17 protein-coding genes are annotated in these 18,347 nt (G+C 66.0%); 5 read left to right on the forward strand and 12 right to left on the reverse strand.

The features are described from left to right. The first annotated feature begins 195 nt into the window (after positions 1-195). Positions 196-1,134, forward strand: a complete 939-nt coding sequence (locus AB4Y99_RS04245) for a sensor histidine kinase (protein WP_162720020.1) — start codon at positions 196-198, stop codon at positions 1,132-1,134. Here AB4Y99_RS04245 and AB4Y99_RS04250 read toward each other — a convergent pair whose 3' ends face one another. From AB4Y99_RS04250 to AB4Y99_RS04265, 4 genes are all read right to left on the reverse strand, one after another. Further along, positions 1,135-1,491, reverse strand: a complete 357-nt coding sequence (locus AB4Y99_RS04250) for a response regulator (RefSeq protein ID WP_441522484.1) — start codon at positions 1,489-1,491, stop codon at positions 1,135-1,137. Between the two features lie 170 nt (positions 1,492-1,661). Then, entirely contained in the window at positions 1,662-2,573 is a 912-nt protein-coding gene (locus AB4Y99_RS04255; protein WP_441522485.1) for an ABC transporter permease, read from the reverse strand. Next, entirely contained in the window at positions 2,570-3,538 is a 969-nt protein-coding gene (locus AB4Y99_RS04260) for an ABC transporter permease (protein ID WP_441522486.1), read from the reverse strand. Before AB4Y99_RS04260 ends, AB4Y99_RS04255 begins: the two co-directional genes overlap by 4 nt. An 86-nt stretch (positions 3,539-3,624) precedes the next feature. Further along, the gene (locus AB4Y99_RS04265; protein WP_441522487.1) at positions 3,625-5,172 is read right to left on the reverse strand and encodes an AMP-binding protein; all 1,548 of its coding nucleotides are present in this window, start codon (positions 5,170-5,172) and stop codon (positions 3,625-3,627) included. A gap of 137 nt (positions 5,173-5,309) precedes the next feature. Here AB4Y99_RS04265 and AB4Y99_RS04270 point away from each other — a divergent pair, with 137 nt between their 5' ends. The 4 genes from AB4Y99_RS04270 (at position 5,310) to AB4Y99_RS04285 (ending at position 10,040) form a co-directional block, all read left to right on the forward strand. Further along, positions 5,310-6,086 (forward strand): enoyl-CoA hydratase/isomerase family protein, encoded by a 777-nt coding sequence (locus AB4Y99_RS04270; RefSeq protein ID WP_441522488.1) that lies wholly within the window; start codon positions 5,310-5,312, stop codon positions 6,084-6,086. A gap of 26 nt (positions 6,087-6,112) precedes the next feature. Then, positions 6,113-7,639: an AMP-binding protein gene (locus tag AB4Y99_RS04275; protein WP_441522489.1), complete on the forward strand. Its 1,527-nt coding sequence runs from the start codon at positions 6,113-6,115 to the stop codon at positions 7,637-7,639. Positions 7,640-7,707: 68 nt separating this feature from the next. Continuing rightward, entirely contained in the window at positions 7,708-8,529 is an 822-nt protein-coding gene (locus AB4Y99_RS04280; protein ID WP_038367107.1) for an IclR family transcriptional regulator, read from the forward strand. 152 nt (positions 8,530-8,681) lie between these two features. Next, positions 8,682-10,040 (forward strand): ABC transporter substrate-binding protein, encoded by a 1,359-nt coding sequence (locus AB4Y99_RS04285; protein ID WP_441522490.1) that lies wholly within the window; start codon positions 8,682-8,684, stop codon positions 10,038-10,040. A gap of 195 nt (positions 10,041-10,235) precedes the next feature. On the opposite strand, the gene proX is transcribed toward AB4Y99_RS04285, so the two are convergent. From proX to AB4Y99_RS04325, 8 genes are all read right to left on the reverse strand, one after another. Further along, positions 10,236-11,276 carry a glycine betaine/L-proline ABC transporter substrate-binding protein ProX gene (gene proX / locus AB4Y99_RS04290; protein ID WP_441522491.1) on the reverse strand — a complete coding sequence of 347 codons (1,041 nt, stop codon included), beginning with the start codon at positions 11,274-11,276 and terminating at the stop codon, positions 10,236-10,238. A 79-nt stretch (positions 11,277-11,355) separates the two neighbouring features. Next, positions 11,356-12,303 (reverse strand): ABC transporter permease, encoded by a 948-nt coding sequence (locus AB4Y99_RS04295; protein WP_441522492.1) that lies wholly within the window; start codon positions 12,301-12,303, stop codon positions 11,356-11,358. Then, a complete protein-coding gene (locus AB4Y99_RS04300; RefSeq protein ID WP_038367095.1) occupies positions 12,300-13,469 on the reverse strand; it encodes a quaternary amine ABC transporter ATP-binding protein in 1,170 nt (389 codons plus the stop codon). The genes AB4Y99_RS04295 and AB4Y99_RS04300 overlap by 4 nt, the downstream gene beginning before the upstream one ends. A 67-nt stretch (positions 13,470-13,536) precedes the next feature. Beyond that, the gene (locus AB4Y99_RS04305; RefSeq protein WP_038367094.1) at positions 13,537-13,851 is read right to left on the reverse strand and encodes an NIPSNAP family protein; all 315 of its coding nucleotides are present in this window, start codon (positions 13,849-13,851) and stop codon (positions 13,537-13,539) included. Then, positions 13,848-14,657, reverse strand: a complete 810-nt coding sequence (locus tag AB4Y99_RS04310; protein WP_441522493.1) for an alpha/beta fold hydrolase — start codon at positions 14,655-14,657, stop codon at positions 13,848-13,850. The genes AB4Y99_RS04305 and AB4Y99_RS04310 overlap by 4 nt, the downstream gene beginning before the upstream one ends. Positions 14,658-14,698: 41 nt before the next feature. Further along, the gene (locus tag AB4Y99_RS04315) at positions 14,699-15,784 is read right to left on the reverse strand and encodes an LLM class flavin-dependent oxidoreductase (RefSeq protein WP_441522494.1); all 1,086 of its coding nucleotides are present in this window, start codon (positions 15,782-15,784) and stop codon (positions 14,699-14,701) included. 34 nt (positions 15,785-15,818) lie between these two features. Continuing rightward, positions 15,819-17,330, reverse strand: coding sequence for an aldehyde dehydrogenase (locus AB4Y99_RS04320; RefSeq protein ID WP_441522495.1), 1,512 nt, complete (start codon positions 17,328-17,330; stop codon positions 15,819-15,821). Next, positions 17,327-18,328, reverse strand: coding sequence for a flavin reductase (locus AB4Y99_RS04325; protein ID WP_038367085.1), 1,002 nt, complete (start codon positions 18,326-18,328; stop codon positions 17,327-17,329). Before AB4Y99_RS04325 ends, AB4Y99_RS04320 begins: the two co-directional genes overlap by 4 nt. Positions 18,329-18,347: the final 19 nt, after the last annotated feature.

Below are 18,347 nucleotides of genomic sequence, written 5' to 3' on the forward strand. Positions count from 1 at the left end.
ACGAACGGCCCGCGCTGTTCTTTGTTCCTCGTCGAGGCCCGCTCTCGAGTTCAAGTCGGACAGTCCTGCATGTCAAATGACAGGGACATCGATCTGGCCGCGTGGCACGTACATGGCATAAACTGGGAATGCCCCGCCAAGCGGAGCGAGAGCGGGGATGTTTTGACGACGCCGGAACTGCGAGACGCACGCTTCATGCGCAGCCTGCTGGCGGCGTCCGACGACTGCATCAAGGTCATCGATCTTGCCGGTGGGCTGTCCTTCATGAGCGAGGGCGGCCAGCGCATCATGGAGGTCAGCGACTTCAACGCGATCAAGGGATGTCCCTGGCCTGATTTCTGGACCGATGAGGGCAACGCAGACGCCAAATTCGCGCTCGAGGAAGCGCGGGCCGGCCGCAGCTATCGCTTCCAGGGCATCGCCAATACGTTTGCCGGAAATCCTCGCTTCTGGGATGTCCAGGTCGGCCCGATCATCGGTCCGGACGGCAAGCCCGAGGCGATCCTGTCGGTGTCGCGCGACATCACGGCGATCAAGGAAGCCGAGCAACGGCAACGCCTGCTTGCGCTCGAGCTGAAGCACCGGATGAAGAACACGGTCGCCATGATCCAGGCGATCGCCAATCAGACGATCCGTGGCGGCGCCGAGATTGACGCCGTCAAGGACGCCTTCACCGCGCGGCTCAACACCATGGCCTCGGCGCAGGACATCCTGACACAGACCGCCTGGGCAAGGGCGAGCTTGAAGTATCTCGTCGCAGAATCGTTGAAGGGGCATGGCGACCTGTCGCGCTTCCGGATCGAAGGTCCGGCCGTCGAGCTCTCGTCGAAGACCGCCCTGGCGATGGCGCTTGCGCTCCACGAACTGGCGACCAACGCCACGAAATATGGCGCGCTCAGCCAGGACGACGGACGCATCGACGTGACGTGGTCGGTCCTGGAGGGCGAGTTCAATTTCGAGTGGCGCGAGAGCGGCGGCCCTCCCGTCGAGCCGCCCAGCCGCCGTGGCTTCGGATCGCGGATGATCGAACGGGCCTTGGCCGGATATTTCAGCGGGACCGCCGGGATGGACTATCAGCCGGCCGGCGTGGTCTTTTCGCTCCGTGGGCCCATCGAAGCCCTCACCGCCGACTGATCAAGCCGCTTCCCGGAAGGCTTCGATCACCTCGGCCGGCCGGTACGGCTTCCTGAGATAGCGGACATTCGCCGGCAGATCGCCTTCACGGGGCTGGACGCGTCCGCTCGTCACCACGACGAGGACCGGCGGCCAGCCCAGGCGCACGGCATGCGCCAGCTTCATGCCGTCCATGGAGCCCGGCATTTCGATATCCGTGAACACCACCGCGATGTCGCGGCGGGCCTTCAGGATGGCGATGGCTTCGTCGGCATGAGCAGCCTCGATCACCTCGAATCCGGCTTCCGCGATGAAGTCCGCTGCGTCCATCCGGAGCAGCGGCTCATCTTCGACGATCAGGACAACCAGCTTCGACATCATGTTCTTTCGGATGCGTCTCTCAAGCCAACTGCCCGCGGCAGCTCTTGTTGCCTCGCATTGAAAAGAATTGCGTCCGTTGTCCTGATCGCCGCATGAAAGCCGGCGGGGTTTCGATGAAGCCGAGCGCTTCCTGCCCGCCTCGCCTCAGCCGCGGTGCTGCCAGCCTGTCAGCTTGCTCCACGCGGGTTGAGAACGTCCCTCAGCCGATCCCCAACAAGGTTGATCGCGATGACGGTGAACAGCAGAGCGAGGCCCGGATAGAAGCTGATCCAGAACTTGCCGGAGAGCATGTACTGGTAGCCATTGGCGATCAGCATGCCGAGGCTCGGCTCGGTGACCGGGACCCCGAGCCCCAGGAAGGACAGCGTCGCTTCGAGCGCAATGGCGCGGGCCACCTGGACGGTCGCGATCACCATCAGCGGCGTCAGGCAATTCGGTAGCAGGTGCCGCAGCAGGATGCGCCAGGGCGAGGCGCCCATCGCCCTGGCCGCCTCGATATATTCCTTGCGGCTCTCGATCAGCGCGCTGGCCCGGGCCGTGCGCGCATAGGCAGCCCATTCGACGATGACGAGCGCGAGCACGACGTTGAGCACGCCCTTGCCGAGAAAGGCGAGGATCATCAAGGCGATCAGGATCGCCGGAAAGGAGAGCTGCAGGTCGACCAGGCGCATCAAGGCGCTCTCGATCCGCCCGCCGGCATAGGCAGCAAAGAGGCCCAGCAGGGCGCCGACCGCGGCCGCGACCACGGCGGAGGTCACGCCCACGAACAGCGAGATGCGCAGGCCATAGAGAATGGCCGAGAGCATGTCGCGCCCCTGGTCGTCGGTGCCCAGCCAGAACGTCATGCCGCCCGCCGAGGTCGAGCCGGGCGGCATGCGTCCGTCCAGGATGTCGAGCTGAGTCAGGTCGTAGGGGTTCTGCGGCGCGATCCAGGCAGCGAGGAGCGCGAGCAGGACGACGACCGCCAGCAGCGTCAGGCCGACCACGGCGGTGCGCGAGGCGGTGAAGGCGCGTGCGAATCGATTGAAGCCCGAGGCGCGCGGCGGGACGACTTGATCGAACGAGGCCGGCGCGCTCATCGGCTCGTCCTCACGCGCGGGTCGAGCACCGCGTAGAGGCAATCGACCAGGAGGTTGATGGCGACGAAGAGCAGGACGATGATCATCAGATAAGCGACAATCATCGGCCGATCCAGGACATGAATGCTGTCGATGATCAGCTTGCCCATGCCCGGCCAGGAGAAGATCGTCTCGGTGACGACGGAAAAGGCGATCACCGAKCCRAATTCSAGCCCGACGATGGTGACGACCGGGATCATGATGTTCTTCAGCAGATGCCTGCTCACGACCGCGCGCTCGGAAAGTCCCTTGGCGCGGGCGGTGCGGATGTAGTCCTGCGGGATGATCTCGCGCGCCTCGGCGCGGACGAGGCGCATCACCAGCGAGGTCTTGAACAGCGCCAGATTCAGCGCCGGCAAGATCATGTGCTGCAGCCCGTCCAGCGTCAGGAACGACCATTGGATGCCGAGGAGCGCGCGCGTCTCGCCGCGCCCGCCGGAGGGCAACCAGCCGAGCTGCACGGCAAAGACCATGATGAGCAGCAGCCCCACCCAGAACCCCGGCAGCGAGAAGCCGAGGATCGAGCCGGTCATGATCGCCTTGGAGACCGGCGAATGCGGTTTCACCCCGGCGAACAAGCCGAGCGGGATGCCGATCACGATCGCCAGCAACATCGCCGCGACCGCCAGTTCGAGCGTCGCCGGCATGCGCTGAAGAATGATCTGCAGGGCAGGCTCGTTATAGACGAAGCTGCGCCCGAGATCGCCGTGGATCGCGCCGTTCAGGAAGGAGAGATATTGGACCCAGAGCGGCCGATCGAGGCCGAAGGCGGCAATGGTGCGCAGCCTCTCGCCCTGGTCGGCATCTTGTGAGATCAGCGTCTCGACCGGATCGCCGAKCACGYTGAYGCCGAYGAAGACGATCACCGTCATGGCGAKCACCACGAAGATCGCCTGCAGCAGGCGCCGCAGCAGCCAGGCGCTCATGATCTGCGCTCGCCCATCTCACGCGCCTCGGTGGTGCTGCCATTCATCTGATTTCGCGCCGTCCGCTCATCTGCAGGCTGGGGCCGCTATTTGCCGATCCGATGCCCGGAGCGCTCGAGATCGAAAGCGGCCTCGGTGCTGCGGCTGAGATCGCTCTTCTTGATCCGCTGCGTCGGCGTCTTCGGGAACTCGTCGATCCTCTCGATATAGCGCGGAATCTGGAAATACGGCATCCGCCCCTCGCACCAGCGGATCAACGCCAGCGGATCGGGGCTGCGTCCGCCGGCCGCGCGGATGAACAGCTTGAGATCGTCGTCGCCGAGTTCGCTCGGCACGCCGATCAGCGCGCATTCTTCAATGTCGTCATGGGTGAGGATGATGCGCTCGACCTCCCAGGCCGAGATGTTGACGCCGCGCCGGCGCACGCTGTCCTTCTTGCGGCCGGCATAGAACAGGAAGCCGTCCTCGTCGCTCCGGGCGAGGTCGCCGGTCGAGAACCAGCCGTCCCTGACCAGCGCGGCGCTCGCCTCCTCCATCCGGAAATAGCCCTTGAAGGCGAGCTCGGCCTCGCGCGGCCTGACGACGATCTCGCCCGCTTCGCCAACAGGCACCTCCTGCCCGTCCTCGCCGAGCAGCTTCACATCGTAGAACGGCAGGGCGCGCCCGCAAGAACCGAGCCGGCCTTCCGGATTGATCGTGACGAAGGTCGTCATTTCCGAGAGCCCGTAACCCTCGCGCAACACGACGCCAAAGCGTTCCTCGAAGGCCCGCCAGACATCGATCGGGCAGCCGCCACCCCAGGCCATGCGGACCTTGTGCTGCCGGTCGAGGGGACTTTCCGGCTGCTTCAGGAGCAGCGGCAGGACGCCGCCGAGATAGTGGATATGCGTGACGTCGTAGCGCCGGACCTGGTCCCAGAACTGCGAGGCACTGAACTTCTCGACCATGGCGAGCGTGATCGGCTCCATCAGCGCCGCGATCAGCACGGCGACGCCGGCCCCATGATGCAACGGCTCCCAGAGCAGGAAGACGTCTCCGGCCCTGGCGCCGGTCAGCGCCAGCGTCCCCATCGGCCCCGCACGCAGGCTGCGGTCGCTCTTCAGCACGCCCTTCGGTTCGCCGGTGGTGCCGGAACTCGGCGTGATCGCGATGATGTCGTCGGCCAACACATCGACGGGCGGCCGGCCAGGCGAAGCGGCATCGATCAACCGGGAAAACTCTCCCGGACCGTCGCCCCCGCGCCAGACCAGCTTGAGCTCCGGCAGCCGCGCGGTGATCGGCGCGAGCAGCTCGGCATGGCTGCGATCGGCGATGAGCGCATGCGGCGCGAAGCGATCGAAGACGAAGTCGAGCGAGGCGCCCTTGAGATGGACATTGACGGGGATGCGGACCAGTCCCGCCTTCGCCAGCGCGAAGATGGTGACGATGTGATCGGGATGGCTCGGCAGCATCACGGCGACACGGTCGCCCTTGCGCAATCCCGTCGCCAGCAACGCGTTCGCCAGCCGGTTGATCCGGCCATCGAGTTCGCCGACGGACCAGTCGCGCTCCCCGAAGCGGCAATAGACATGTGCGGGATCCGCGGCAGCCCGCCTGTCCCAGAGCTGCCCGATCGTAACGGCGTCGGTCTGCATGTCGTATCCCGGAATGCTCGCCCGGTCGACGCGCATATGTCGGCCAAGGCAGTATCGAATTGCAATAACAGTGATTGAATATTGATATTATGTTCGGATATGTGTCAAGCCAGGGCGAGCGAGACACGGAGGCTGATTTGTCCGACATCGAACTGGAACGCCACGGCGCGGTCGCGATCGTCGCGATCAATCGTCCGGCCAAGCGCAACGCGCTCAGCGGCGAGGCCTGGCGCGAACTGGGTGGCGCGTTCACGCAACTTCATGCCGACGATGCGCTGCGTGCCATCATTCTCACCGGCCGTGGCGGCGCATTCTGCGCCGGCGACGAGATTGGCGCCTTCGCCGCCGTGCGCGACGATCCTCCGGCGCGCCAGGTCTATTGGGACGGCATCATGGCTTGCTACGCGGCGGTGTCGGCGGCACGCGTACCTGTGATCGCGGCCGTCAGTGGACCCTGCGTCGGCGGCGGCTGCACCCTGGCGCTGCGCGCGGATTTCCGGATCGCCGACGCGACCGCGCGTTTCGGCGTGCCCCCGGCAAAGCTAGGCCTGGTCTATCCAGCCGACAGCACGCAGCTCCTCGCCGCGACGGCCGGCCTCTCGATGGCGCGGCATATGCTCTACACCGGCGCTCTGATCGGGGCCGAGGCGGCGCTGTCCTGCGGGCTCGTGTCGGACGTCGTCGAGGACGATGTCGTCGAGGCGGCGCTGCGCTTCGCCCGGCCGATACTCGCCAATGCTCCACTGTCGATCCGGGCCGCCAAGCTCGCCTGCGACGCGATTCAGCTGGGCCGCCTCGCCGATGTTGCAGCCAATGTCGCGGCGCTGTCGGACACCGCCGATCGCAGCGAGGACTATCGCGAAGGCACGCGCGCCTTCGCCGAGAAGCGCAAGCCGGTCTTCACCGGGCGCTGAACCGGAACGCCGACAGGACGACGACGATGACCGAGATCACCGTGCCCACCGACGCGAACGTGTTTGGCGCCCTGTTCGGCCGGGAGCACGATCCGGCGCGCGTCTTCATGGAAACGGCGGCCGGGCGGCAGCTCCGCTTCGGCGAGGCGGCGGGCATCACCGCCCGCTACGCCGGCCTGCTGGCCGGACTCGGCGTCGCGAAAGGCCGGCTCGTCGCCGGCCTTCTGGAGAAATCGCCGGAGGGCATCCTGCTCTATCTCGCGGTTTGCAGGCTCGGAGCCGTCTATCTGCCTGTCCATATCGGCCTGACCGACGCTGAAATCAGCCATATCCTCCGGGACGCCGAGYCGGTGGCGGTGGTCTGCGACCCCTCGCGGCGCGACTGCGTCGGCTCGGCCGGAACGCACCGAGTGCTGACGCTGGACGCAAAGGGCGCAGGCACGCTGACCGAGGGGAGCCGCGGAATCGAAGGGCTGGACGAACTCACGGCGGTTTCGCCGTCCGACGCGAACGCCATGGTCTACACCTCCGGCACGACGGGCCGGCCGAAAGGCGCGCTGCTTTCGGCCGGCAGCGTGATCTGGAACGCACGCGCGCTCGCCGCCTGCTGGCGGATCGGCCCGGACGATACCCTGCTCCACGCCAACCCCATGGCCTACGGGCTCTTCGGCACGACGACGCCGGCACTTGCCGGAGGCGCCGCGATGATCCTGCTGTCGAAATTCGAGACGGAGGCGGTGCTGGCCGCCTTGCCCCGCGCGACGATCTTCGCCGGGGTCCCGACCTATTACAGCCGCCTCATGGCCGACCCGCGTTTCGGCCGGGAGCTCTGCACCGAGATGCGCCTGTTCGTCACCGGTTCGGCGCCGATGCGGGCCGATGCCTTCGAGGCCTTCGCGGCCCGCACCGGCCATCGCCTCCTCGACCGCTACGGGTTGACCGAGGCCCTGATCGCCACCTCAAACCGCTTCGAGGATCATCGCCGCCCCGATACGTCGGGCCTGCCGCTGCCGGGTTCGCGGCTTCGCATCGTCGACAAGGACGGGCAGGAGGTGCCGACCGGAACGGTCGGGATGATCGAATTGCAGCAGCCTTTTCCGTTCCTCGGCTATTGGCGCGACGACGCGAAGACGGCAGCCGCCTTCCGCGACGGCTGGTTCGTGACCGGCGATTTCGGCCGCGTCGACGAGGAGGGCCATGTCAGCGTGCTCGGTCGCGGCGCCGATCTCATCATCACCGGCGGCCTCAACGTCTACCCCAAGGAAGTCGAGGCGGCGCTCAACGCCTTGGACGCGATCGCCGAAAGCGCTGTGATCGGCGTTTCGCACCCTGATTTCGGAGAGGCCGTCGTTGCCGTGGTGCAGCTGGCGAACCGCCGCACACCCTTCGATCCGCAGCAAGCGATCGCGGCGCTCCGATCTTCGCTGGCCGGCTACAAGGTGCCCAAGCGCATCGAGCTGGTCGACGAGATGCCGCGCAATACGCTCGGCAAGATCCAGAAGAACCTCCTCAAGCAGCGCTTCGCCGGAACGTTCGGCCCGGGCGCGGGTTGAGGCGCCGGACGAAGCTGCTACAGCTTGGACAGCCCCGCGAAAGGTCTCCGCACACCATGGTGTCGTCGATGTCGAAATCTGCGCCAGCCGCACCCCTGGCCGACCGCGGCGAAGGGGCGCCGGAGATCGACGAGCGCCTCTTCGTCGCCTCCGTCGCCAAGGCGATGAAGGTCCTGGAGGCCTTCGACAAGACGGCCGCGACGCTGAGCCTGTCGGACATCGCGATCCGTACGGGGCTGGGCCGCAGCGCTTCGCAGCGCTTCATCTATACGCTCGAGCGCCTCGGTTATCTCGATCGCGACGCCCAGACGAAGCGCTACGGCCTGTCGCGGAAGGTCTTCCGTTTCGCGCAAAATGCCAGCTCGTCGAACCAAGGGCTGGAAGCGGCCTATCCGCAGATGCGCATCCTGAGCGAGAAGACCCGGGAGACGATCTCCTGGGTCGAGGTCGACGGCGCCGACATCGTCATCATCGCAACGATACCGAGCACGCATATCTCGTCGGTCAACCTCCCCATCGGCACCCGGTTTCCGGCACTCTCCTCCTCGTCCGGCCAGATGCTGCTCGCCCATTCCGCACCGAGCCATGTCGAGAAGGTCTGGAAAGCGTCCGCCCCTTCGGTGTCACAGCGCACCAAGGCGCGCGACGCGGCCGAGATGATGCGCATCCTCGAAGCGGCCAAGGCGGTCGGCTTCTCCGTCACCGAGAAGAACATGGAACAGGGCAGCATCTCGGTGTCCGCGCCGGTTCATGATCGCGCCGGCCGCGCGATCGGCTCGATCAACCTCTCGACCCTGACCACGCGCTACAGCCGCGAGACCGCGATCGCGGAACTCGCGCCGCTCGTGCTCGAGGCCGCGACGAAAGCGACGGAAACGCTCGCCTCCTGAGCCGGGCCTCGGCGCCCGCTCACTCAATCGGAATCTCTGGGTTTCAACGTGCGGGCGTCGCTCGCGCGCAATCGGGCTTGCGCTCGCTTGACAGTCAGCAAAAATCGTCCTCAAATATCAATTATTATATACCAATAATAAGGGGATCGCGTATGGCTGCCACCCTCACCTCGCCGGTAAAGCGCCTCGCGCTCGCCTCGACCGAAGGCGTGACCTGGCATGACGGCAGGCCCTTCACGGCCGACGACGTCGCCTTCACCCTGAAGCGCGCCATCGACGTTCCCAACAATCTCGGCGGCTTCGCCGGCATCATCCGGCCGATCAAGGACACCGAGGTCGTCGGCCCCACCGTGATCCGCCTGACCACCACGTCGCCAGTGCCGAACCTGCCGAGCGACCTCACCCGCCTCGCCATCGTCTCGCGCCACGCCGGCACCGATGCGACCACGGCCGACTACAACAGCGGCAAGGCGGCGATCGGCACCGGCCCGTTCAAGCTGGTGAGCTATACGCCCGGCGAGCGCGTCGAATTCGCCCGCAACGACAACTGGTGGGGCGAGAAGCCCGCCTGGACGACGCTGACGATCCGGCTGATCCCGAATACCGCCGCACGGACGGCCGCCCTGCTGTCCGGCGATCTCGACCTGATCGACACGCCCTCCGCCAGCGATCTCCCGCGCCTCGAGAAGTCCGAGAACATCCACGTTGCCTCGGTCGCTGGCATGCGCGTCAACTACATCGTCCCGATGATCAAGCCGGCCGAGGATGCGCCGCCGATAACGGACAAGAAGGGCGCCAAGCTCGATCCGTCGCCGCTGACCAGCCAGAAGGTCCGCGAGGCGCTCTCGATCGCGATCAACCGTGCCGGCATCACGGAGCGGATCATGCTGGGCACCGCCAATCCCACGGGCCAATGGCTGCCGCCCGGGATCATGGGATACGATCCCAAGACCCCGGTCCCGGCCTATGATCCGGAAAAGGCCAAGCGCCTTCTGGCCGAGGCTGGATTCCCCAACGGCTTCAAGATCACGCTCTCGACCTCAAACGACCGGGTGCCCTACAGCGTCGAGGTCGCGCAGGCGATCGCGCAGATGTGGAGCCGCATCGGCGTCGACACCGCGATCGACGCCATCCCCTTCAGCGTCTACTCGTCGCGAGGCGCCAAAAGCCAGTTCACCGCCTATCTCGGGAGCTGGAGCAACAATTCCATGGAAGGCACGGGCCTGCTCAGGGATCTCGTCGGCACGCGCAACAAGGAGACCGGCTGGGGCCTCTACAATTGGGCGCAGTATTCCAATTCGAAGCTCGACGCGCTCAATGCCAGCGCCATCGCCGAGATCGACGACACCAAGCGCGAGGCCCTCGTGCTCGACGCGGTGAAGCTGGTCTCCACCGACGTCGCCATCCTCCCGCTCTACCACTTCAAGAACATCTGGGCGACGCGAGGCAAGGTGTTCTACCAGCCACGCATCGACGAGCTCACATTGGCAGTCGACGTGAAACACAAATAGCACGAGCACGCACAGTTTGATCTCGATCAGCGGCAAGCGCCAATAGCCGACCTTGTCGCCCGGCCAGGAAGCAGACGCTGTTGGGCGAGCGAATGGGGGCTGCCTTGCGCCGAGAGGCCTCCAGCAGCCTTCCTGGAGGCATCTCAAGCCGGGCATGCGATTCCGAACTGTTGTCGTTTTCCCTACAAGTTGCGATTAGACGCCGCCTCTGGCCTTCGCCACCCAGTCGTCGAACATGGCCTTGTTTTGGGTGATCCACTCATCGGCCATGCGGTTGATGTTGGCGCTGCTGGCGCCGTTCTTGTTGATGTTGAACTCCCAGGCCGACCAGCTCGCGAGCGGGAACTTGATCTGCTCGATCAGTGTCTTGATCGCCGGGTTGGCCGCGACGAACTGCTTGTTCGCGACAGAGGCCCAGTTCCAGGACGACATCGCCATGCGGCAGGGATCGGCTCCGCCGGCGCAGCCTTTGACGCCCGGTACCAGGGCTGAACCGCGGTTCGGCATGTTCGGCGGCAGCGCATCCTCCGGCGTGGGCAGCCAGACGACGTCCTCGCCCGGGATCAGCGCGTTGTTCACCCAGGACGGGCTCCACGCATAGAAGAAGGCGGGCTCGCCGCGCTTCACGCGCGCCACCGCCTCGACCATCAGGGTCTCGTATTTACCGCGCACCGAGCGGACGGTGTCCTTGAGGCCGAACTTGTCGAGCTGGAAGTCGACCACGTCGCCGCAACTCCAGCCCGGGTCGCAGTTGATCAGGTCCGCGCGCCCATCCTTGCCGAACAGCGCGGCGATCTTGGGATCCTTCATCTGCACCAGCGTGGTGATGTTGTGTGCGGTCGCGGTCTTCTTGTCGATGAGGTAGCCGTTGATGCCGCCGCCGACGATCATGCCGCTGCCGAGCAGCTCGGCCTGCTTCTCGACGGCCCGGAAGGCGGGTTCGCGTTGGGGCATGTTGACGTCGGTGGCGAGGTCGAGATCGCCCTGCCCTGCAGCCTGGAAGAACAGCGTCGTGTTGAGCGTCGAGAGCTTCACCTCGTAGCCGAGCTCCTTCATCGCCCGGCTGATGATTTGGGCAGTCACGTAATTGGCGCCGAGGCTGTCGCTCTGGGCGTAGCGCACGGTCTTGCCCTTGCCCGGCAAGGCCTGGGCGAACGCCGCTCCCTGCAGGGTGACTGCGGCGAGCGCCGCCGCGGCAACAGTCTTGATAAACGGTCTGGCTGACAGGCTGATCATCGCGTTCTCCTCTTCGGTTATGGCTGGTCTTGTCCCCGGCCCGCCCTTTGTGGGCGGGTTCTTCGTTGAAATCGGTCGGTCACGCCGCCTGTCGGCTGGCCTCCGGCGGCGCAGGCGCGGTGATCTCCTCGCGGCGGCTTCCCCGCAGGAAGCGCATCAGCGCCTGAAGCAGGGAGGTGCGCTGATCACGTTTCGTCTCGGCGAGTTTCTGGGTGATGCGGTCGAGCATCATCGCCAGCAGGACGATGGCGATGCCGCCGATGGCGGCGCGGCCTACATCGAGCCTCCCGAGGCCCTGGAGCACGACGAGGCCGAGCCCTTCGGCGCCGATCATCGCGACGACGACCGACATCACCATCGCGGTCAGAACGGTCTGGTTGAGCCCACCGAGGATGGACGGGATCGCAAGCGGAAGCTGGATCTCCCAGAGCAACTGGCGGCTGTCCGCGCCGAAGGCGAGACCAGCCTCGACGATCTCGTGCTCGACCATGCGGATGCCGAGATTGGTGAAGCGGATCAGCGGGGGAGCCGCAGCAGTGACCACCGCGACCTCGCCCGGGACAGTGCCGACGCCGAACAGCATCACCACCGGCACGAGGTAAACGAAGGTCGGCGTAGTCTGCATGATGTCGAGGATTGGGCGGACGACGTTCCAGACCCGGTCGCTGCGGGCGCAGAGAATACCGATCGGGATGCCGATCACCGCGCAGAAAACGATCGCGGTCGTGATTAGCGAGAGCGTCGTCATCGCCTCGGTCCAGACGCCGAGCATGGCGATGACGATCAGAGAGACGACGCTGAAGGCCGCGACGCCCCGGCCGGCGCTGCGCCAAGCGATCAAGCCGATCAGCAGGAGCATCACGGGGAACGGAATCGCATGCAGCACCCAGTCGTTGAAGCCGAGCAGACTTTCGACCGGCCATTTGATCGCCTGGAACAGCGGCCGCAGGTTCAGGGCCAGCCAGCGGACTCCGTCCTGGATCCACTGGTCGACCGGGAAGATCGCGAGATCGTCAGCCTTGATCATGCGGCTTCTCCCGGGCTCGGCAGGTTGGCGATACGGGCGAGTATCTGCTCGGCGCCGAGCAGACCGACGAGCTTGCCACTGTCGTCGACGACGCCCATGGCGTGATCGGAGCGGTAGCTGCGCGCGACATCGACGAGCCTGGCGCCCTCGGGAACGCAGAGATAAGGGCCACGCCCGGCCGGCAATTCGCCGGTCTGCTTCAGCGTAGCGATCTGGGCTTCGCCGAGTCCGGCGACCACATGCTCCTGCTGGTCGAGCAGGAGGCCGCCCCCGGCGCCTCCGACGACGATGCCGTTCGGCCCGCGCCAGAGCACGGTCGGCGCCTTCATCACCGAGTGTGCGTCGAACAGCCGTGCCCTGTCGACTTCGCGCGTGAAGGCGGCGACATAGTCGCTGCCCGGCTCGAGCACGATCGATTGCGGCGTGCCCTCGCGCACGAGCTTGCCTTCCGACATGATCGCGATGCGGGTGCCCAGCTTCAGCGCTTCCTGGAAATCATGGGTGATGAACAGGATGGTCTTGTTCAGCGTGCGCTGAAGGCGCAGCAACTCGTCCTGCATCTCGGTGCGGATCAGCGGATCAAGCGCGCTGAAGGCCTCGTCCATGATCAGGATGTCGGCATCGGTCGCGAGGGCCCGCGCGAGCCCCACACGCTGGCGCATGCCGCCCGACAGCTCGTGCGGCAGGTGATAGCCCCAGCGCGCAAGCCCGACGACGGAGAGAATCTCCTCGGCGCGCTTGCGGCGCTGGGCCGGCGCGACGCCGCGCAGCTTCAGCCCGAACTCGACATTCTCGATGACGCGCTTGTTGGGCAGCAGCGCGAAGTGCTGGAACACCATCGACATCCGCGTGCGCCGGACCTCGCGCAGCGCCTTCTCGGAGAGCGGCACGATGTCCTGACCGTCCAGCAGGATGCGCCCGGCGCTGGGCTCGTTCAGCCGGTTGACGCAGCGTGCGAGCGTCGATTTGCCGGAGCCGGACAGACCCATGATCATGTACATCGCGCCGGACGGGACGCTGAGCGAGACGCCATCGAGCCCAACAACCTGGCCGAGCTTCCCGAAGACGCTGTCCTTCGTGCCGCCGCCGCGCAGGATCTGCAGCGCCTCGGTCGGGTCCTTGGCGAAAACCTTGTAGAGGTTTTCGATACGCAGCCTTTCGCTCACCGCTGTTCCCCTTCTCATTGTCCGGTGGGGTCGACCTTCCGCCCGTTCTCCCAGGAGCGCTGCGCGGTCAGCGCAGCGGCGAAAAGTCGGTCGGCAGCAGGATCTTGTTCTCAGCCTGCTCGATGTTCTCGGAAAGCCTGGGCAGGAAGGCCTGCCAGCGCGGCTCGTCGGCAAGCTGCTGGCGCCTGCGCCGCCGGTCCTCCAGATCCTCATAGGCCCAGAGATGCGTGACCTGGCTGAGTGCACCGATCTCGGTGGTGAAGTAGCCGATAAGGCGACCGAGGATGGGCTGCTGGATCGCGAGCCCTTCCTCGCGAACAAGCTTGAGATAGGTCCCCATCCTGCCCGTTCGGATGCGATAGATGCGCTCCTCGACGATCACGCGCGGCCCTCCTCGGCGGCTTCGGTGAGAAAGCCCCGCATCAGCGCAGCAACCTGGCCGGGTGCCTCGTTCAGCAGGGAGTGACGCAGCCCCGGCAGGATGTGCAGCCGGGAGTCCGGAATGCGCTCATGCATGTAGCGCGACATGCGTGGGTTCGAGCCCTGATCGAGCTCGCCGGTCATGATCAGTGTCGGCAGCCGGATCTGGTCGATCAACCCGCCAAAATCAGTCTCGGCCAGCACGCGGTAGGCCGATGCGTAGCAATCGGGATCGTTTTCAGCGTTGCGGCGGCGGAGTTCGACGATCAGCTCGGGATTGCGCGCCTGAAAATCCTCGGTCAGCCAGCGCGACAGCGAGGCGTCGTAGTGCGAACCGCGATCGCCGGCCTTGAGCGCGGCGAGGCGCGCCAGCACGCGCTCCCGCTCCTCGTCGGTCCGGCCAGAGACCGTCGACAGCAGCACCAGCCGCCGCAGCCGCTCGGGGTGGGTCAGGGCGAGGCGCTGCGCGATCAGGCCGCCGAGCGAAAAACCGGCGAGATCGAAGCGGCCGAAGCCGGTGTGATCGGCGAGCGCGAGCACGTCGCCAGTGAAATCGTCGATCTCATAGCGGCCCTTGACCCGCGCCGAGCGGCCATGGCCGCGCAGGTCGAAGCTCAAGATGCGGAAGCGGTCGGACAGCCGCGTGATCACCCCGTCCCAGGACTCGCAATAGGAGCCGACGCCATGGACCAGCACGAGCGGCAGACCGCCCGAGCCGCTCAGCCGGTAGTTCAGCTCGACGCCGTCGCGAAGGAGCGCGCCGTTCACGTCAGGCGCCTGTGTCAGGGCAGCCGCATCCGCCATCGCCGTCAGGCCCCGACCGCAGCGAAGCGCGGACGGGCGGCCTCGCGTTCGCGGGCTGCGAAATGCGGCATCACCTCGTCGATGAAGAGCCTGAGCGTCCGGACCTGCAACTCGAAGGGCAGATTGTAGGAGAGGCCAAGACAGAACTGGTCGACGCCTGCGGCCTCGTAGACCTCGAGCTTGGAGATGACCTCTTCCGGCGTGCCGAAGACGAGGTTATCGCGGATCGCCTTTGGGTCGTAGCTGCCGCGATTGGCGACCGTCTCGAATGGCACGGCCTCGGGGAAGCCGTTCTTCACCGTGCCGATATTCTGCATCAGATTCTCGAAATAGCGCCCGTAATCGACGCTGTATCGGACGATCTCCTGCCAATCCTGCCTGCTGTCATAGACGCAGGTGCGGCGCTGCATCATGAATTTCGGGCGCGGGCGCTCGGGATGATCGGCGCAGGCCTTGCGGAACTTCTCGGCGAGTACGCCGATCTCCGCAACAGGCGCCGAAAGCGGGGTCGAGAGGATACTGGCGCCAAGGCCGACGGCCCAGTCGAAGGTGCCGGGATCGCGCGCCGCGACCCAAATCCGCGGATGCGGCTTCTGCAGCGGCTTGGGTACCGAGGTCGCGAGCGGGAACCGCCAGTAATGCCCGTCATGGGCGTAGTCGCCGGCCCAAAGCTTCTGAACGGCGGGGACGAGCTCCTTCATATAGGCGACGCCCTCCTGCTGGGGCATGCCACCGGCCATGCGGTCGAACTCGTATTGATAAGCGCCGCGCGCGATGCCGATTTCGAGGCGGCCGCCGGTCAGGTGGTCGCAGAGCGCCGCCTCGCCGGCCAGCCGGATCGGCGACCAGTAGGGCGCGACCAGCGTCGCCGTGCCCAGCCTGATCCGGCTGGTATGCTGGGCGAGCCAGCCCAGCGTCTGGAACGGATTCGGCGAGATCRTGCATTCGATGGTGTGATGCTCGGCGGTCCACAACGTCTCGAAGCCGCCCTCGTCGGCCATGCGGGCAAGCGCCAGCATGTTGGACATGGCGTCCTGCATCGATTCATCGGGTGAAAAGCGCTCCATATTGACCGAAAGAGCGAATTTCATGGCTTGCCTCCGTGCAAACGTGCGGGACAGCGCATCAGCGCAGGCGGATGACGAACGGGTCCTGCATGGCACCCGAGTAGTCGATGACGACGTTCTTCAGGCGCGAGAACTCGCGCATGACCTCGAAGCCGCCGCGGCGGCCATAGCCGCTCTTCTTCGTGCCTCCGTTCGCAGACATGAAGGCGGCCGAGCGGTAGGTGTTGATCCAGACGGTGCCAGCCTCGACATTGCGGGYGAAGCGCATGGCTCGGTCGATATCGCGGGTCCAGATACCGGAAGCGAGCCCGTATTCGCTGTCGTTGGCGAGCGAGATCATTTCCTCCTCGCTCGAAAAGGGCACGACACCGACGACGGGGCCGAAGATCTCGTTGCGCATGAAGCTCATGTCGTTGCGCGCTTCGGTCAGCACCGTCGGCTCGTAGTACCAGCCGCGCGCCAGCGCCTCGTTCTGCGGCTTGCGGCCGCCGACGGCGATCCTGGCGCCCTCGCGCACGCCGGAGCCGACGAAATGCTCGACCTTGTCGAGTTGCGCCGCGAGCGCGAGCGGCCCGATATCGGTGTCCTCGGCCATGGGATGGCCGACCTTGACGCGCCTGGTGCGTTCGACCAGCGCCTCGACGAAGCGGTCATAGACCGGCGCCTCGACGAAGCAGCGGGAACCGGCGACGCAGGTCTGGCCGGCCGCAGCGAAGATGCCGGAGACGACGCCGTTGACCGCGCGCTCGATGTCGACATCCGAGAACACGACATGGGGCGACTTGCCGCCGAGTTCCATTTGGCAGGGCACGAGATTGCCCGCTGCGTTGCCGGCGATCTTGCGGCCGGTGTCGGTCGAGCCGGTGAAGACGTATTTCGCGATGCCGGGATGGCGGGTCAGCGCATCACCGGTGGTCATGCCGTCGCCGGTCACGACATTGACGACGCCAGGCGGAATGCCGGCCTCGATCACCAGTTCCGCCAGCGCCAGCGCCGAGGCCGTGGCATGCTCGGAGGGCTTGACCACGATCGTGTTGCCGATGGCGAGGCAGGGCGCCAGCGTGCCCGTCAGCATCATCAGCGGCGAATTCCAGGGGATGATCATCGCGACGACGCCGATCGGCTCGCGCAGGTTGAAGTTCAGCGTGTCGAGCTTGTTGACCGGGATCGTGTCGCCCTGGAGCTTGTCGGCCATCCCCGCGAAGTAGCCGTAGGAGTCCGGGATCGCCCGCATCTGGGCGCGCATCTCCTTGATCAGCTTGCCGTTGTCGCGGCATTCGAGCTGGGCCAATTCCTCGGCATGGGCCAGAACGAGCTCACCGAGCCGGCGTAGCAGCTTGCCGCGATCGGTCTGCGTCATGCGCCGCCAGGCCGGGTTGATCAGCGCGGCGCGGGCCGAGCGGACGGCGGCGTCGACATCGCCGGCATCGCCCAGGGCGAACTCGTACCATGGCTCGGCCGTGGTCGGATCATAGCTCGGCACGTAGACGCCACCTTGCGGCGCGACGAAGGAGCCGTCAATGAAATGCCCGATGCGCGAGCCCTGAAGGGTTTCGACCGTCGTCTTCATGATGCGCCGCCGCGCTCCCAGAGTTGCGGAATGCCGGCCCAGGGCCGGGTGTCCTCGACCATCGCGAAGCGTCCGCCATCATGGGAATCGATGTAGATGCCAAAGCGGCGGCCGTTGCTCTCGCTGACATAGCGGCGAAGAACGCTGCGGGTTTCCCGCGTCAGGATCTGCTCGTAGGGCAACTCGTCGAAGCCGAAGAAGCGCACGCCCTCGGGCAGGCAAATGTCGCCGGCATCACCTGCGAGACGCGCCCGGTAGACAAGATGGCCTGGATCGCCATCGGCGACGTCGAACACCGAATAGAGGAAGGTGTCCTCCGGCAGCAGCGGCAGGCTCTCGCCATTGGCGAGCGGCAGCCTTCCGTCGAGAATGCGGCGGGTCGCTCGCGGCAGGGCCCAGCCGCCATCGCCCTCGCGGCAAAGCAGCAGCTTGCCATCGGACTCGACGAGGTAGTTGACGATCATGCTGCTCGAAGCGAGCCAGCCCGGCGGCAGCGGATCCTTCACCGCCGCATAGCGGCCGCGGCAGAAGGCCAGCGGCGCGGAGGGGCTGGTGCCGAATGCCTGCACCTGTCCGATCAGGACGATGTGGTCGCCGGCATCGACGCGCTGGTGCAGGCTGCAGTCGAACCAGGTCAGGCAATCGCCGAGTACGGGCGCGCCGGTATGGACGCTGTCATAAGCGACGTTGGCGAATTTATCCGGAGATTTGGAGGCGAAGAGGTTCGAGAGGTCCTTCTGCTCCTCCTGCAGCAGGTTGACCGCGAAGCAATCCGCCGTTTCGAAGGCGGGAAAGCTCGACGCCCCCTTGCCGACGCAAACCAGCAACAAGGGCGGATCCAGCGAGACTGAGGTGAAGGAATTCGCGGTCATGCCGCGCGGACGACCCTCGGTGTCGTGCGTCGTGACGATCGTGACGCCAGTCAGGAAGGTCCCAAAAGCCCGCCGCAAGGCGACGGGGTCGATCGTGGTGGAATGTTGGGGCGCCGTCGCCAGCATGGCGATCCTCTTCGGTGCT

The organism is Allobosea sp. TAB14 (assembly GCF_052113865.1).
In the GTDB taxonomy this organism is placed as follows: domain Bacteria; phylum Pseudomonadota; class Alphaproteobacteria; order Rhizobiales; family Beijerinckiaceae; genus Allobosea; species Allobosea spartocytisi.

Bases quoted from the DNA above. Each gene is read 5' to 3' on its own strand.
- AB4Y99_RS04245 (WP_162720020.1), top strand. From the start codon at position 196: ATGCGCAGCCTGCTGGCGGCGTCCGACGACTGCATCAAGGTCATCGAT.
- AB4Y99_RS04250 (WP_441522484.1), bottom strand. From the start codon at position 1,491: ATGTCGAAGCTGGTTGTCCTGATCGTCGAAGATGAGCCGCTGCTCCGG.
- AB4Y99_RS04255 (WP_441522485.1), bottom strand. From the start codon at position 2,573: ATGAGCGCGCCGGCCTCGTTCGATCAAGTCGTCCCGCCGCGCGCCTCG.
- AB4Y99_RS04265 (WP_441522487.1), bottom strand. From the start codon at position 5,172: ATGCAGACCGACGCCGTTACGATCGGGCAGCTCTGGGACAGGCGGGCT.
- AB4Y99_RS04280 (WP_038367107.1), top strand. From the start codon at position 7,708: ATGTCGAAATCTGCGCCAGCCGCACCCCTGGCCGACCGCGGCGAAGGG.
- AB4Y99_RS04285 (WP_441522490.1), top strand. From the start codon at position 8,682: ATGGCTGCCACCCTCACCTCGCCGGTAAAGCGCCTCGCGCTCGCCTCG.
- proX (WP_441522491.1), bottom strand. From the start codon at position 11,276: ATGATCAGCCTGTCAGCCAGACCGTTTATCAAGACTGTTGCCGCGGCG.
- AB4Y99_RS04295 (WP_441522492.1), bottom strand. From the start codon at position 12,303: ATGATCAAGGCTGACGATCTCGCGATCTTCCCGGTCGACCAGTGGATC.
- AB4Y99_RS04325 (WP_038367085.1), bottom strand. From the start codon at position 18,328: ATGCTGGCGACGGCGCCCCAACATTCCACCACGATCGACCCCGTCGCC.